This window comes from Bacillus sp. P14.5, assembly GCF_003316765.1.
In the GTDB taxonomy this organism is placed as follows: domain Bacteria; phylum Bacillota; class Bacilli; order Bacillales; family Bacillaceae_B; genus Rossellomorea.
In genome coordinates this window covers 62,436-77,689 of the sequence record NZ_NIJF01000116.1, presented here as the reverse complement: position 1 = coordinate 77,689, position 15,254 = coordinate 62,436, and the positions used below count along the sequence as shown (strand labels likewise).

At 46.7% G+C, this 15,254-nt stretch carries 16 protein-coding genes; 3 read left to right on the top strand and 13 right to left on the bottom strand.

Going from position 1 to position 15,254, the window contains the following annotated elements; genetic code table 11:
• The first annotated feature begins 225 nt into the window (after positions 1-225).
• Genes mntA through B9Z54_RS26295 form a run of 3 tightly spaced genes read left to right on the top strand, consistent with a single transcriptional unit; the run spans position 226 to position 2,219 of the window.
• Complete coding sequence (gene mntA / locus B9Z54_RS22860) at positions 226-624, top strand: type VII toxin-antitoxin system MntA family adenylyltransferase antitoxin (protein WP_481747818.1); 399 nt, start codon at positions 226-228, stop codon at positions 622-624.
• Entirely contained in the window at positions 614-1,021 is a 408-nt protein-coding gene (gene hepT / locus B9Z54_RS22855; RefSeq protein ID WP_113930641.1) for a type VII toxin-antitoxin system HepT family RNase toxin, read from the top strand. The genes mntA and hepT overlap by 11 nt, the downstream gene beginning before the upstream one ends.
• Before the next feature lie 55 nt (positions 1,022-1,076).
• Entirely contained in the window at positions 1,077-2,219 is a 1,143-nt protein-coding gene (locus tag B9Z54_RS26295) for an SEC-C metal-binding domain-containing protein (protein WP_275887841.1), read from the top strand.
• A gap of 60 nt (positions 2,220-2,279) precedes the next feature.
• Here the strand turns inward: B9Z54_RS26295 and B9Z54_RS22845 are convergent, their stop codons facing one another.
• The 13 genes from B9Z54_RS22845 to B9Z54_RS22780 form a co-directional block, all read right to left on the bottom strand.
• Positions 2,280-2,810, bottom strand: coding sequence for a chromate transporter (locus B9Z54_RS22845; protein WP_113930640.1), 531 nt, complete (start codon positions 2,808-2,810; stop codon positions 2,280-2,282).
• Entirely contained in the window at positions 2,807-3,370 is a 564-nt protein-coding gene (locus B9Z54_RS22840; RefSeq protein WP_113930639.1) for a chromate transporter, read from the bottom strand. The genes B9Z54_RS22845 and B9Z54_RS22840 overlap by 4 nt, the downstream gene beginning before the upstream one ends.
• 562 nt (positions 3,371-3,932) lie before the next feature.
• Positions 3,933-5,537, bottom strand: coding sequence for a gamma-glutamyltransferase family protein (locus B9Z54_RS22830; RefSeq protein WP_113930832.1), 1,605 nt, complete (start codon positions 5,535-5,537; stop codon positions 3,933-3,935).
• Between the two features lie 8 nt (positions 5,538-5,545).
• Positions 5,546-6,541 carry an ABC transporter ATP-binding protein gene (locus tag B9Z54_RS22825; protein WP_113930638.1) on the bottom strand — a complete coding sequence of 332 codons (996 nt, stop codon included), beginning with the start codon at positions 6,539-6,541 and terminating at the stop codon, positions 5,546-5,548.
• Complete coding sequence (locus B9Z54_RS22820; protein WP_113930637.1) at positions 6,510-7,514, bottom strand: ABC transporter ATP-binding protein; 1,005 nt, start codon at positions 7,512-7,514, stop codon at positions 6,510-6,512. Before B9Z54_RS22820 ends, B9Z54_RS22825 begins: the two co-directional genes overlap by 32 nt.
• Positions 7,515-7,521: 7 nt before the next feature.
• On the bottom strand, positions 7,522-9,060 hold the full coding sequence (locus tag B9Z54_RS22815) for a glutathione ABC transporter substrate-binding protein (protein WP_113930636.1): 1,539 nt from the start codon (positions 9,058-9,060) through the stop codon (positions 7,522-7,524).
• A 207-nt stretch (positions 9,061-9,267) separates the two neighbouring features.
• A complete protein-coding gene (locus B9Z54_RS22810; RefSeq protein WP_187444491.1) occupies positions 9,268-10,173 on the bottom strand; it encodes an ABC transporter permease in 906 nt (301 codons plus the stop codon).
• A gap of 25 nt (positions 10,174-10,198) precedes the next feature.
• Positions 10,199-11,140 carry a nickel ABC transporter permease gene (nikB, locus tag B9Z54_RS22805; RefSeq protein ID WP_113930635.1) on the bottom strand — a complete coding sequence of 314 codons (942 nt, stop codon included), beginning with the start codon at positions 11,138-11,140 and terminating at the stop codon, positions 10,199-10,201.
• Between the two features lie 464 nt (positions 11,141-11,604).
• The gene (locus B9Z54_RS22800; RefSeq protein ID WP_113930634.1) at positions 11,605-12,054 is read right to left on the bottom strand and encodes an Lrp/AsnC family transcriptional regulator; all 450 of its coding nucleotides are present in this window, start codon (positions 12,052-12,054) and stop codon (positions 11,605-11,607) included.
• Positions 12,055-12,235: 181 nt separating this feature from the next.
• On the bottom strand, positions 12,236-12,433 hold the full coding sequence (locus tag B9Z54_RS22795; RefSeq protein WP_113930633.1) for a hypothetical protein: 198 nt from the start codon (positions 12,431-12,433) through the stop codon (positions 12,236-12,238).
• A gap of 116 nt (positions 12,434-12,549) precedes the next feature.
• Positions 12,550-13,752 (bottom strand): M20 family metallopeptidase, encoded by a 1,203-nt coding sequence (locus B9Z54_RS22790; RefSeq protein ID WP_113930632.1) that lies wholly within the window; start codon positions 13,750-13,752, stop codon positions 12,550-12,552.
• Between the two features lie 88 nt (positions 13,753-13,840).
• Entirely contained in the window at positions 13,841-14,575 is a 735-nt protein-coding gene (locus B9Z54_RS22785; RefSeq protein ID WP_275887840.1) for an amino acid ABC transporter ATP-binding protein, read from the bottom strand.
• A complete protein-coding gene (locus B9Z54_RS22780) occupies positions 14,568-15,227 on the bottom strand; it encodes an amino acid ABC transporter permease (protein WP_113930631.1) in 660 nt (219 codons plus the stop codon). The genes B9Z54_RS22785 and B9Z54_RS22780 overlap by 8 nt, the downstream gene beginning before the upstream one ends.
• Positions 15,228-15,254: the final 27 nt, after the last annotated feature.

The following is a 15,254-nucleotide window of genomic DNA, read 5'->3' as shown; positions in this document are numbered from 1 at the left end:
ATTTTGAATGGGTTTTATCCTCCTCCTTTTTAGCTAGGAGGATTGGAGCGGAAGGCGTGCGACCTCCTGCGGGACTAGCGGGACAGGTGAGACCCCGCAGGCGAAGCCGAGGAGGCTCAACGCCCGCCCCGCGGAGTCGCGCGCCTGGAGCGGAAATCCATTACTTTTAAACAACCACAATCTTTGTGAAAACAGCCTTTTTTTTAAAAAAAGGAGGCAATTTGCGTGGACTTGAAAAAAACGATTATAAGCAACCTTAAGGAAGCTGTCTCCCCCTATCTCATTATTATTTTCGGCTCAACCGTTAAAGGGAATTCTACACCAGAGAGTGATATTGATATAGCCTTTTTAAGCGAGAATGCTCTTGATAAGTATACGATTTTTATGACAGCGCAAAGACTGGCAGCAGAATTGAATAAGGATATAGACTTGATTGACCTTAATGAAGCCAACACTGTCTTTCAAGCCCAAGTCGTTCACACTGGAAAAGTGATCTATTGTATGGATGATCGAAAAAGAATGGAATTTCAAATGAAGGTACTCAAGGAATATGCCAAACTGAATGAAGAGCGTGAGCCCATCCTTCAAAAAATTAAAGAAAGTGGAGTAATATATGAAAAGTGACGTGATTCTTAACAAGGTCAGTATCATCGAACGCTGCATAAAGAGAGTCAACGAAGAATATGAACATAACCCTCAAACACTTCATAACTTCACTAAACAAGATTCCATTGTCCTTAAAATACAGCGTGCTTGTGAAGCGAGCATCTATTTGGCTATGCATGTGGTGGCTGAGAAAAAGCTTGGACTTCCACAGACTAGCCGGGATGCCTTTACTCTCTTGGAAAAAGAGAACATCATATCCGATTCCATTTCAGCTAAAATGAAAGCCATGGTAGGATTCCGGAATATCGCTGTCCATGATTATCAGGAACTCAACCTCAAAATCCTTCAGAAAATAGTAGAGGTTCACTTAGATGATTTCAAGCAGTTCTCTAAGGCTATTCTAATGAAAGAATAGGGTGTGAAAAATCTCCATTTATTAAAATCTAGTATTGAAAGAAAGGACTGTTCCCATGTCTACTTTTTTACATAAAATCGAATCCGCTTTATTAAGCGATGACCCATTTATCCAGCACTATGCTGTTACCATCCTGCAGGACAGCCACCTTGCTCAGCCAAACACACTTTTTAAAGCCCTGGAAACCTATGACCGCGGGCTCGCAACTCTTTTCCCATCCTCCATCCTTCCTCATATCAGCTTTTTGCCGGTGGATGAGGATGGGGTTGTAGAACTGATCTCCAGACTGGAAAAGGATAAACCCAATAAAGAATGGTATGTCAATCTGCTGAAGAATGCGGAAACCTCTGTCCTTCTTCGATACGAAAGGGAATTAAAACCTTACCTGGACGCCACTTTCCTAAAAGAATTGAAACTCCTGCCGGAAATGGACGAAGAGGGACTCTTCATGAAGCTCGCCGGGATTGCGAATGACCTGGATAATGGCGACTACAACCACTCTCTTCTTCAGTTTGGAAAACGTATCGTTAATGAGTTAATCGATAGAGAAATCATAGAGGATTGGGAAGCCGAAAACGCGATGAAAGAGCTGCTTGAGTATTCCTTTATGCCTTCCATCGGTTTGTTTCAAGTATATATGGCAGGAGAACTGCAGACTGAGTCCACCATTCCCGATCTGATAAGCTTACTCGTCAGGGATGACGGAGATGAAGCTTTGGAGGAAATTTCTTCTGCCCTCATAAAAATCGGGACAAATGAAGTGGTTGAAGAAGTAGAAAAGATTTCACTTAATGAAGACACGTTCATCTACAGCGTGGATGTATTGGCCAAAATCAAATCACCGCAAGCAGAGCAGGCACTGCTGAGGCTTTTAGCCAAAGCAGAAGATATCTCTATGCGGACAAACATCCTGGACGCTCTTTGCCAGCACTTATCCGTTGAAGCTATTCCTCATGTAGAAAAGCAACTGTCAGAGGGCTACGACATGATGATTACAGATTTGGAACATTCCTTTTATGCTAATGTGGTTTTGAACGAAATCGACCATCCTGCCCTTCAGGAAACGAAAATGAATCTGATTGAGAAAGAAAAAAGAATTCAAACGGCGGCTTCCCCTATTGTTAAAGAAGACAAAGTCGGCCGGAATGATCCTTGCCCATGCGGAAGCGGGAAGAAATATAAGAAGTGTTGTTTATAAAGGGAAACCCCAAGCCGGGATTGGCTTGGGGTTTTTTCGACAAATACCGGGGGGTGACTGTCACGCAAGGAACACAGCCCCATAAACCAATGCCCCGCCAATGACATAAACCGGATGCACCTTCATCTTTTCCAGCAGGACGAAAGCTGCCACTGCAATCAGGATGGTTTGCAGCCAGCCGATGCCCTCGTAGGAATTGGAAAGGAATCCCCATGTCATTACGCCTAATAGAACGGCGATGGTCGGTTTGACCAGGTTGGTCATTTTCTTGACTCTTGGTGAGCTTTTGAATTTCATCAATAGGCTCAGCAGAACAATCATAAGGATCAAGGATGGTGCGACGGTGGCAAATACACCGATTATGCTTCCCAGGATCCCGCCCTGCTCATAGCCGATATAGCCAGCCATTTTCGTTGCGATTGGTCCCGGCAGACCATTCGCCAAGGCAATCATTTCACTGAAGTCGTTCACCGTCATCCATTCATAACGGTCAACGACTTCATTTTCAACCAGAGGAATGGATGCGGGTCCGCCTCCGTAACCCAATATTCCCGGGATGAAGAAGGCTAAAAAGATGTCCCAGTAGATCATGAGGCTTTCACCCCTCTCTCAGGTACCTTTTTCCTCTTCCCAAGCAGGGCATATAGAAGGAGTCCTATTATGACGATGGCCGGGTGGATGCCCAGCATTTCAATGATAATGAGGCTGCCGATCAGGATTGCGATTGTCACCGTCCAGCCCAGCGCACCCTTGGATTTTACGATAAAGTCCCAGGTTAGAACACCAAGCATGACACCGACGACGGGAACCACCGCGTTGGACATCCCCTGCACCCAGGCCTTGTCTTTATAAGCATTCAGAACATTGAGGAGCAAAATCATTAAAATAATTGTCGGGATGATTGTGGCCAGTACGGCGTTGATCATTCCTATTAGACCGCCGACTCTCCAGCCGATATATCCCGCCATTTTCGTCGCAATCGGTCCCGGCATTGCGTTTCCAAGTGCGAGAACATCGGAAAAATCATCATCGTCCATCCATTTGTATTTCTCCACGACTTCTTTATGGACGAGCGGGATGGATGACGGCCCTCCGCCATAACCCAAAATCCCCACCCGGAAAAATGCTAAAAATAATTGAAGCTGCTTCAAGGTTTTATCACCCTCTTGTTGTTGGATATGCTCATAATTAAGCTATTTTAATAATTGCTGCTTTTAAGAGGTGTTGCGCCTTCAGGTTAGGCAATAACTCTTTATTTGACAATTGGATACTTACCTGCCTGATATTGATTGGAGCGGAAGGTGTTCGACCTCCTGCGGGACTAGCGGGACAGGTGAGACCAAGGTTACGTACCCACTGGAACGTAACCCCGCAGGCGAAGCTGAGGAGGCTCATCCAGCTCCAGCGGCCAGCGACTAGCAGATTTCGGTCTCTCTCCTTGCGATAAGTCATCATCGAATCGCTTTCTCTCTTCGTGATTCCTTTATCTCATGCGAGAGCCCTAAAATCTGTACGTCGCTGAACGGCCGCTTCTGCTTTTACTTCACCGCCCGCCCCGCGGAGTCGGCACCTGGAGCGGAAATCAATAAACCTGTATGAAACAACCCTATTAAGCAACTTTCTCAAAAAGCCTTAAATGAGCATGACATCAATCAATGAAGAAGGCACTGTTAGTATGCCCCGCTCCGCTTCTTCTGATGTCCGGACATGATTTTACCAAGCCGCAATGGCTCCATCTGTTCTCGACTCTGTTCCTCCCATGAGGACGCCTGTTTTCTCATCTCTCCAGATAATCTGGCCTCTGCCAAACATTCCCTCATCTGTTGCGGTCACGATTTCATGTCCTTTTCTTGCGAGCGCCTGTGCTATATGTGTCGGGAAGTTTGGTTCGACTAACACCTTTTTCCCTTCGATCCACTGCCACCTTGGCGCGTCTAGAGCTGACTGTGGATTCAGCTGAAAATCGACTGTGTTGCTGACCACTTGGAAGTGGCCTTGCGGCTGCATATATCCGCCCATGACACCGAACGGTCCGACGGCTTTATTATCCTTCGTCAGAAAACCCGGGATGATCGTATGATATGTCTTTTTGCCAGGCTTCAAGGCGTTCGGGTGCTCAGGATTCAGTGAAAAATCGTGGCCGCGGTTTTGCAGGCCGATTCCTGTTCCCGGTATTACAACGCCTGATCCGAAGCCCATATAGTTGCTTTGAATGTATGAAATCATGTTGCCTTCATCGTCCGCTGCCGCTAAATAGACAGTACCCCCTCTTGGAATATCATAAGCTTCCGGAGTGAGAGCTTCGTCGCCAATAAGTCCACGGCGCTCTGATGCATAACGGTCGGATAGCAACTCATCGACTGAAAGCGGCATATGGCTTTCCTCCGTGATGAAGGCTTTTCCGTCGGTGAAGGCCAGCTTCATTGCTTCGATATGTTTGTGGTATGTATCGACTGCATCTTTTTCCTGGAATTCGAAGCCTTTTGCGATATTCAATGCCATCAATGCGACTAATCCCTGCCCATTAGGAGGGATTTCCCAGACATCATATCCGCGGTAATCGGTCTTGATCGGGTCTACCCATTCTGCACGGAAATCCTTCAGATCGTCTGCTGATAAAAATCCGTCGTGCTTCTCCATGAAGGCACCGATTTTTTCAGCAAGCTCGCCTCTGTAAAAGCTTTCTCCGTTTGTCTCGGCAATGGATCTCAAAGTTGAAGCATGGCCTTTCGACGACCAGACCTCCCCGATTTCCGGTGCCCTTCCATCAGGAGCAAAGGTTTCGAACCACGGCTGAAATTCTTCATCGGTTAAAATTTCTTTGAATTTTTTGTACGCAAGTGACCAATACTTACCGAGAATCGGTGTCAGCGGGTATCCTTCTTCAGCCAGTCGGATGGCCGGTTCCAGCGCTTCTTTTAAAGAAAGCTTTCCGAATTTCCCAGACAGCTCCGCCCACGCGGAAGGAACTCCTGGAACTGTGACGGGAATGACGCCATGAACCGGCATCTTCTCATGACCGCGTTCTTTGACTTTTTCAATGGAAATCGATTTAGGTGCCGGTCCGCTGGCATTCAAGCCATGCAGCTTATCCTTCACCCACACGAGCGCGAAGGCATCACCGCCGATTCCATTGGATGTAGGCTCTACGACCGTCAAAGCAGCTGCCGTCGCAATGGCGGCATCAATCGCATTTCCGCCGCGCTGCAGAATCTCAAGTCCTGCCTGTGCGGCCAATGGCTGGGATGTCGCCACCATCCCTTTTTTTGAAAATACCGTATTTCGCTGGGAAGAATACGGGTGGTATAAAAAGTCCATGTTCTCCATTAATTTACAACCTCCTGTTCAACATGATGACAAGCCACAAAGTGATCCCTCTCGATCTCCCTCCATTCCGGCTTCTCCTGTTTGCAAATCTCTGTCGCAAGCGGGCAGCGCGTATGGAAAGGACAGCCTGATGGAGGATTCGCCGGGTTGGGAATTTCTCCTGTCAGACGGATCCTGTCCTTTCTTGCCCCTACCTTCGGGCGAGGGATCGAGGAAAGGAGTGCTTTTGTATAAGGGTGAAGCGGATTGGCATAAAGGCGTTCGGATGAAGCCAGTTCGACCGTGTTCCCTAGGTACATGACCACTACACGGTCGCAGAAGTAGCGGACCACCCCGAGGTCATGGGAAATGAACAGGTAAGTCAGACCGTACTTTTCCTGAAGATTTTTCAAAAGCTTCAACACCTGTGCCTGTACCGACACATCCAAAGCGGAGACCGCCTCATCACATATAATAACAGAAGGATTCAATGCAATGGCGCGCGCAATCCCGATCCGCTGGCGCTGGCCGCCGCTGAATTCATGCGGATACCTGTCGTAGTGTTCTTCTTTCAAGCCCACTTCTTTTAACAGATCGTATACTTTCTGTCTTCTTTCACTGCTTGAAAGATTTGTATGCATAATGAACACTTCTTCAAGAGCATTTCCGATCCGCTGCCTCGGATTCAAGCTAGCATAAGGATCCTGGAAGATCATCTGCATTTCTTTTGTCAGCTCTTTGCGTTTACTGCCGCTCAATCCTTGAATTTCATTATTTTTATAAAGGACTTTGCCGTTAGTAATATCCTCCAGGCCAAGGATGGTGCGGCCGAGTGTTGATTTTCCGCAGCCCGACTCGCCAACGATGCCGATACTTTCTCCTTCATAAACATCCAGGCTCACGTCTTCAACAGCTTTTACATTTCCCTGCACACGTTTCAGGAATCCTCCTTTAATAGGGAAGTACTTCTGAACATGATCGAGTTTAAGTAGCGATTTTTTCTCTAGAACTTCCATCCTCTTGCACCTCCTGAAGCCAGCATTTTACACGATGAGTTCCATTTACATTGTATTCCTGGGGTGATTCGGTTTTACAGCAGTCCATCGCGAAAGGACAACGTGGATGGAATCGGCAACCCGAAATTTTCTCATTCAAATTGGGGAGCGATCCCGGAATTGCTTCCAGCTCAAAGGATGGATCATCTACATCAGGCACTGATCGAAGCAGCCCCTGCGTGTAGGGGTGCTGAGGGTTTGTGAAGATACTCTCGACATCTCCCTCCTCCACTTTTTCACCAGCGTACATGACCATTACTTTGTCGGCGACTTCAGCCACAACACCCATGTCATGCGTGACCATGACGACCCCCATGTTCAGGTCGTCCTTGAGATCCTGGATGAGATCTAGAATCTGCGCCTGGATGGTTACGTCGAGAGCGGTTGTCGGTTCATCGGCAATCAGCAGCTGCGGGCGGCAGGCCAGCGCGATCGCAATCATTACACGCTGTCTCATTCCGCCGCTCAGCTCGTGGGAGTATTGATTCATCCGTTTTTCCGGATAAGGGATCCCTACCTGCTTTAATAGTTCGATCCCTTCTTTATGTGCGGCCCTTTTGGAAATTTTTTTATGAAGCATCAGTGGTTCGCGAAGTTGATAGCCAATCGTTAACACAGGATTCAATGCTGTCATCGGCTCCTGAAAGATCATTGAAATCTCTTTTCCACGTACTTTGCGGAGTTCTTCTGGCTTCAGCTTCGTTAAATCTCGGCCGGCAAAATCGATGGACCCATCTTTAATGTAGCCATTGCTCGGCAGCAGCCCCATGATGGAAAGCGACGTGATACTTTTGCCGCACCCGGATTCCCCTACGATGCACAGTGTTTCTCCTTTATCGACTGAAAACGAGATGCCCCGTACCGCTGACAGTTCACCATCAGCCGTACGGAAAGCAGTATTCAGGTTGGTTACAGATAATAATTCGTTAGACATTGTATCCCTACTCTCTAGAAACGTTGTATAATGACCATTGTCCTGTCGGGTCTACTTCCAGTCCTTTAACGGATTTATCGTAAGCTGCTGTAACAACGCCATGATGCATGATGACCGCAGTCGCATCTTCTACGAGAATCTTGTTGGCTTCATCAAGCTTTTGCTGGCGCACTTCCTGATCGACACTCTGTCTGGATTCATCGACTAACTTGTCAAACTCAGGATTGGAGTATCCCATGCGGTTGGAAGACCCAATGTTGTCGCTGTGGAAATTCGGGTATAGAAGTTCGCTTCCGTCTGCTGTCGAGTTGGACCAGCCCATGAACGTGATATCGAAGTTTCCTTCTTTTGTTGTATCCAGGAACGTCCCCCACTCCATTGATTCGATTTCTACATTGAATCCTGCTTCTGTCAGCTGTGACTGAGCTATTTCTGCCATCATCATGTAAGCTTCTGTGTTCGCTGTAAGAATAGTGAGCTCCTCATCTCCATATCCATTCGCTTCAACAAGTTCTTTTGCTTTTTCAAAATCATGGCTGTATCCCGCTTCATTAGCTGATTCGTCAAAACCGAATACTTTCGGTCCGATGACACTGTTTCCTTCAACACCTAAGCCATTAAGCTTGTTTACATATGCTTCACGGTCGAGGGCATAAGCTGCTGCCTGACGGAACTCAAGATCATTCATTGGTTCCCTTTCCATATTGAAGCCCATGTAATACATCGGTGTTCCTTCATTTTTCGTGACTTCGACATTGTTCAAGGATTCAACACGTTTCAGCTGATCCGATGGAATTGCATCGATGAACTGAGCATCCCCTGTCTGCAGCATGGAGATGGCTGTGTTGACTTCAGGAACGACTTTAAATGTAACTTTTTCAAGAGTCGGCTCACCCTGCCAGTAGCCGGCATTTTTTTCTAAAACAACCTGATCGCCCTGTGTCCAGCTGACGAATTTAAATGGACCTGTTCCGACCGGTTCCTTCATTAAGTCCTGAGATTGATCTGCTTCAGGGCTGACAATGGAAGCATTCGTGTGAGAAAGTGCTGCCAGCATCGCGCCATATGGCTTTTCTGTTTTGATTTCAACCGTGAATTCATCCACGGCCTTTACTTCGGAAATCGGTTCCAATAGGGAGGCACGCGGCGCGGCAGTTTCAGGATCGCGGAACTTATCAAACGTGTATTTAACCGCTTCGGCATTTAAAGGAGTTCCATCTGTGAACTCGATATCCTTTTTCAGCTTGATCACCCATGTGTTTTCATCAGGTGTTTCATAGGACTCTGCTAATTTCGGTTCCACTTCCATCGTTTCAGGGTTACGGACGAAAAGAGTTTCATAAACCTGTTCGATAACGCGGGATGAAACCGAATCATTGGTGCCGATCGGTGAAAGTCCGACGATATCAGAGGTAGATGCATACGTTAGCTCCTGAGGTACATCCCCTCCACTTGCGCTTCCTCCGCTCGAACTGCCTGCGTTGCTGGAACATCCTGCTGCTAGTGCAAGCATTGCTGTCAATAGAACTGCCAACCACTTTTTCATTGAGCTTTCCCCCTATTTTTTAGGTCATTTATTTAAAAAAGATGTAAGTTGTTTTTATCTAAGTCATGCCTGATTATATTCAAACTTGATTGGAGCGGAAGGTGTGCGCTCTCCTTTAGGACCAGCGTGCGTCTTGTTCCAGCGCCTATCCCCTCGTGGCCGGATACCACGAGCGGTAATCAACTATTATTTAAATAGCAACAATAACTATTGATTCATATCCATATTGGGATCCAGCGCATCTCTCAATCCATCTCCTACTACATTAAAAGCAAAAACGATAAGCATGATTGCGATTCCCGGCACTACCGTCATATGAGGTGAAGTCCACATGAAGTTCTGCCCCTGGGCGATCATTGCTCCCCATTCTGGTGTCGGAGGCTGTGCCCCTAGTCCAAGGAAGCTCAAAGCCGATGTTGAAAGAATGGCGGTTGCCATCCTCATTGTCGCAAAAACGATGATCGGCGCCATGCAGTTCGGCAGGATGTGCTTGACAAGAATCCTGAGATCACTTGCTCCCAGCGAGCGCATCGCCTGAATGTACTCCTGTTTTTTAACAGTCAGAACCGATCCCCTGACAATCCGGGCACAGGATGGAATTGACCAGATACTGATCGCAATGGCGACATTCACCAGGCTTGTTCCCAAGATGGCAATGATCAGCATCGCCAGCAGGATACCCGGAAACGCGAATAGCAAATCGACGATTCTCATGATGATGCCATCAAGACGGCGATAGTATCCTGAAATCAGTCCCAGCGTGACTCCACCAATCAACCCTAGACTCACAGCCAGAAGACCGACCGTTAAGGAAATCCTTGCTCCGTAGACGATACGGCTCCATATATCCCTTCCATAGTTATCTGTCCCGAGCCAATATCCCTCTGAAAAGGCAGGCAACTCACTGGCAGATAAGTTCTGCTTTAAAGGATCATGTGTGGCAATGACCGGTGCTGCAATGGCGAGAATCAGTTGTATGGCGATGATGACAAGGCCAATGACGGCCAGTTTATTTTTCAGCAATCGCTTAAAGGTTGTGAAGAGAAACTTTTCTTTCTTCTTCTGCTTTGTTTCTTGCTTGATTTCTTCATTAACTACTGCTTGAGCTGACAAGATGGTTCCTCCTTCCTTTAACGGCTTAATCGTAGCTGATTCTTGGATCAATAAAGACGTAAACGATATCAACGATCAGGTTAACTAGAACGAATAATGTCGCAACCAGGAGCACTGAACCCTGTACCATCGGGAAATCCCTTGCCGCAATCGCGTCGATCATCAATCTACCGACTCCGTTGATAGCAAAAACCTGTTCCGTGATGATAGTTCCTCCTAATAGAAAACCGAAATTCAAGCCAATGACGGTAATGACGGGAATCATGGAATTTTTCAGTGCGTGTATCCAGATAACGGTTTTTTCTTTAACACCTTTCGACCTTGCCGTACGTATGTAGTCCGCCCTGATGACTTCCAGCATGGAAGATCTGCTCATTCTGGCAATCATCGCTGCCGATCCGGTTCCAAGTGTGATTGCCGGCAGGATCAGCTGCTTCATCCCTTCTACTGTCCAGAATGGAGCACTCAAGCCTCCGACGGGTAAAATTTGAAGGTTTACTGCAAAAACGAGAATCAGGATGGTCCCAAGCCAGAAGTTCGGGATGGATATTCCCCCTAGGGCAAACACGGTACTGGTAACATCCAGCCAGGAATTTTGTTTCAGGGCGGAAATGATACCGGCAACGACCCCGATGACCACTGCGACAATCATACTCGCAATTGCGAGATTAAGAGTGTTCGGGAAGCGGACGGCAATCGCTTCTGATACCGATTGTTTCGTCTGGTAGGAATAACCAAAGTCTCCCTGGACGATATTTTTTAAATAATCCCAGTACTGAACCAGGAATGGATCATTCAAGCCCAGGCTGTCCCGGATGGCTGCAATGTCGGAATCACTGGCTGTCGGACCGCCGATTATCGCGGCCGGATCTCCTGGTGCCAAGTGCATGCTCCCAAAAACAAGAAAGGAAATCCCGAATAATAATAAGATCAGTTGAATAAATCTGCGTGAAATCAGAGCTATCATGTAGTTCTCCCTCCCCCTCATTATGAAAGCGCTTCATTACTTTAGATAACACTTTCAGTTGATAACCTTCGTTTGTTAGCTCAAAAAATCATTTAACTTTACAAACGGAAGTAAAAAGTTGTTAGGGACGATTATAAATGATTATTCAGAATATTTCTAGTGTTTTTGAAAAAAAGATTAAGTTGTTTATTAAGACCCATGTTCAACCTGATTTGTTAGGGATAAACTACTGCTTAAATTGAAAAATTTAACAATAGATGGTGCGTAGGAGTAAAAGATTTTCAGAATGAGAGCTTTGCTGATTGCTTTAGAGGATTAAATCACTAAAAGGGACGGCCCCTCTTAGCGCTTTAAAGTACTAAAGAAGTATTATTAGATTCACTCAAAAAGCACAAAAAAAGACTTAGAAAGGCTTCAAGCACCTTCTAAGTCACAATGGGATGGTTCCGTTATGCAGGCAATTTTTATAATTTCAAACCATTCCGGCTCTTGAATCTGCGCAAAAGAATATGGCTCTCCACCCTGGTGATGCCTTCGAGCGCATATAACTCGTTGTTGACGAAGTTTTCCAATGCTGAGAAGTCATCTACCAGTACGTGCATATGCAAGGTGCTAGGACCGGTCATCTGGTAGCAGCTTGCAACAGTAGGAAGATCGACCAACTTCTCGGCAACCTCAACCAGATACGCAGGTTCACAGTCCACCTCAAAGAAAGCAGAAACCGTCTTTCCTACCTTCTCCGAATTGATCACAACGCTGAAACGCTCAATCACTCCGCCTTCAATCAGCTGGTTAACCCGCTCACGAACAGATACCCGTGACAAACCCAGCTCTTTTCCGATATCCACATACGATGTCCTGCCATTCTGGGTCAGGATTTGCAAAATCTTACGATCAACATCATCAATCTTCATCCCGTTTAGCACCACATTTCCGATTTAATCATATTTCCTATTATACTTATGATCCTTGGTTTGTGAAGGGTGCCATCTTCTTTTTTGGTGACAGTCACGCCCCGAGATATGTCGAATGATTGAATTTTCATACAAAAAAGAACCAATTGTCACTATGAGATGACAATTGGATCTTTTACTTTTATAAGGGTTTATTCGGTTCATATGTCGGCTGATTATGCTTAGCCTGATATTGCTGGCTTTTCGCCATCGCTTTTTGGACATCCTCATAAAGCGAAAACTCAGTATCCACTCCATTAAACTGCTCAACCTTATTTTGAGCTTCCACAACTTTTTGCCGCTCTTGCTCGGCAATCCTGTCTTCATTACCCTTAGCCATGCTGATTCCTCCCTTGATAACATGTATGAGCTTATAGTTACCAACTGGGCAGGGAATATTCCAGAGAACCGGGTGTCCGACGATGGAATTTAAACAGAGTTTCACTCACCTAATGATTATTCGACATATTCCGGGGCGTGACTGTCACGAACCAAGGCATATTCACCTTTCACCTTAGCCAACAGCTCCTTATTAACCAGCACCTCAACCCCAGTCAACGCCATCGCCTTTGCGCCGAGTATCATCGCTTCCCTTGCCTGATCCGTCATGGCCGCTTCCCGGAATTCATGGGTATGGCAGGCAAAGGCTCCGTCAGTGATCTTGATATAAGGATGGATCGATGGCACCACCTGGCTGACATTGCCCATATCGAGCGACCCGCTGCCGTCGCGCTGATCCTGGATTTCAGACGGAGAGACTCCCAGGGCAATCAATTGTTCTGTAAAAGCATCTGACAATCCAGAGTTGGTGATCATGTCATCATAAGAAAATTCGTAGAAGGAGTGCTTCATTTCGGCCCCTGTCTGCAGGGCTGCCCCTTCCGCACACTTCTTCACTTTTTCAGTCAATTCATTTACGTAAGCACGGGTTTTCCCTCGAACATAAAATTGAGCTACAGCATAATCCGGGGTTACATTCGCAGCCTTCCCGCCTTCTGTGATGATGCCGTGGATGCGGGCGGACGGCAGGATATGCTGGCGCAGGGCATTGATGCTGTTAAAGGTCTGGATGACGGCATCCAGTGCATTAATTCCATCCTGCGGGCTGGCCGCTGCATGGGTTGGCTTGCCGAAAAACTCAAATTGGATGGCGTCCATCGCAAGTGAAGAACCGCTCTTAACATAGCTGTTGAGAGGGTGAAGCATCAAGGCAGCATCCAATTCGTCGAATACTCCCTCCTCAGCCATCGTCACTTTGCCGCCGCGGGTTTCTTCCGCAGGCGTTCCGTAGACAATCACCTTGCCTCCTGTTTCTGACAGGACCTTGCTAAGGCCGATCCCGGCAGCAATGCCCATCGTGCCGATCAAATTGTGACCGCATGCGTGCCCGACTTCCGGCAGTGCATCGTATTCAGCCATAAACCCAATGACCGGTCCTTCCATCCCGCTGTCAAAAACAGCCCGGAAAGCAGTCGGCAAACCGCATGTGCCCTTCTCGACTTCGAAACCATATTCCTCGAGGGTTTCCGACAGAACCTTGCTCGCCTTGAATTCCTCATGACCAAGCTCAGGATTCTCTCCAATATAAATACTGATTTCATTAAAAATTGTCTTCAAACCATCAATCTCTTCCGCCACTCGCTGCTTTATCTCATTCATACATCTCAAACCTCCTTACATAAAAATTGTTCGACATATTTCGGGGAGTGACTGTCACCAGGCAAAATACTTTTAGTGGTTTAAAGCACTAAAGCACCTTCTCCAGGAATTCTTTGGCACGCTCACTCTTTGGATTATGAAAAAACTCCTCAGGATGCACGTCTTCCATAAGTACCCCGCCGTCCAGGAACAGAATCCTGTCTGCAACTTCTTTGGCGAACCCCATTTCGTGCGTGACAATGGCCATCGTCATCCCTGTATGCGCAAGTGATTTGACAACATCAAGCACTTCTTTGATCATCTCGGGATCCAAGGCGGATGTCGGCTCGTCAAACAGCATGACATCCGGTGACATTGCGAGTGCCCGCGCTATAGCCACACGTTGTTTTTGCCCGCCGGACAGCCGGTTCGGATAGTCATCTGCTTTTTCCGACAGCCCTACTGACTTCAAAAGCCGCCGCGCATTCTGCTCCGCTTCGGCCTCTGATTCACCTTTTACAACCATCGGGCCATACATGACATTTTGAAGGACCGTTTTATGCGGAAAAAGGTTGAAATGCTGAAATACCATCCCAACGTTCTGTCTTACTTTCATTATATCGGTTTTCGGATTCGTAATCTCCTCCGAACCGATCCAGACTTCGCCGCTTGTAGGTGTTTCCAAAAGATTCAGACAGCGCAGCATCGTGGATTTCCCTGAACCGGAAGGACCGATGATCGCCACTACTTCTCCTTTGCCAATCGTGGTCGAGATTCCTTTTAAAACCTCCAGCTTGCCATATTTTTTATGAAGATTGTTTATCTTAATATATTCCTTATTCACTCTGTCTCAGCCTCCTTTCCAGTCTTCTTCCAAGCAGCGTTAAGCCCATCACGAGGACGTAGTAGATGAACCCGGCAAAAATCAGCGGTTCAAACGCTGTATACGTGTTGGCACTGACGATTTGCGATCTTCTCATAATATCTAAAAACCCGATTGTCGAGACAATGGCGGATTCCTTTGTCAATGTAATATATTCATTCATCAGGGCAGGAAGAATATTTTTCAACGCCTGCGGCAAAATGATATCCTTCATCATCGGACGGTATGGGATTGCCAGCGCCTCGGCTGCTTCCCTTTGCCCTTTGTCCACTGCCTGTATACCCGCACGGATGATTTCCGAAATATACGCTCCTGAATTCAGCCCGAATGCAAGCATCCCGGCAAGGAACGGCGGAATGTCATAGCCTGTCAGCTGAGGAGTGGCAAAATAAATCAGCATCAGCTGTAAAATCAGCGGAGTTCCCCTGAAAATGGATGTGTAGGCATCCGCAATCCATTTCAAAACTTTGATTCTGCCAATCTTGAATAATGATAGTATTGTTCCGATGATAAAACCTACGATTCCCGACACTAAAACGAAAAGTAACGTGACCCAGACTCCGTTCAGTATAAAAGGAATAGAAGGCACGATCTGGGAAAAATCCAAATTCATGCCTGCCACCTCATTTCTTAATTAATA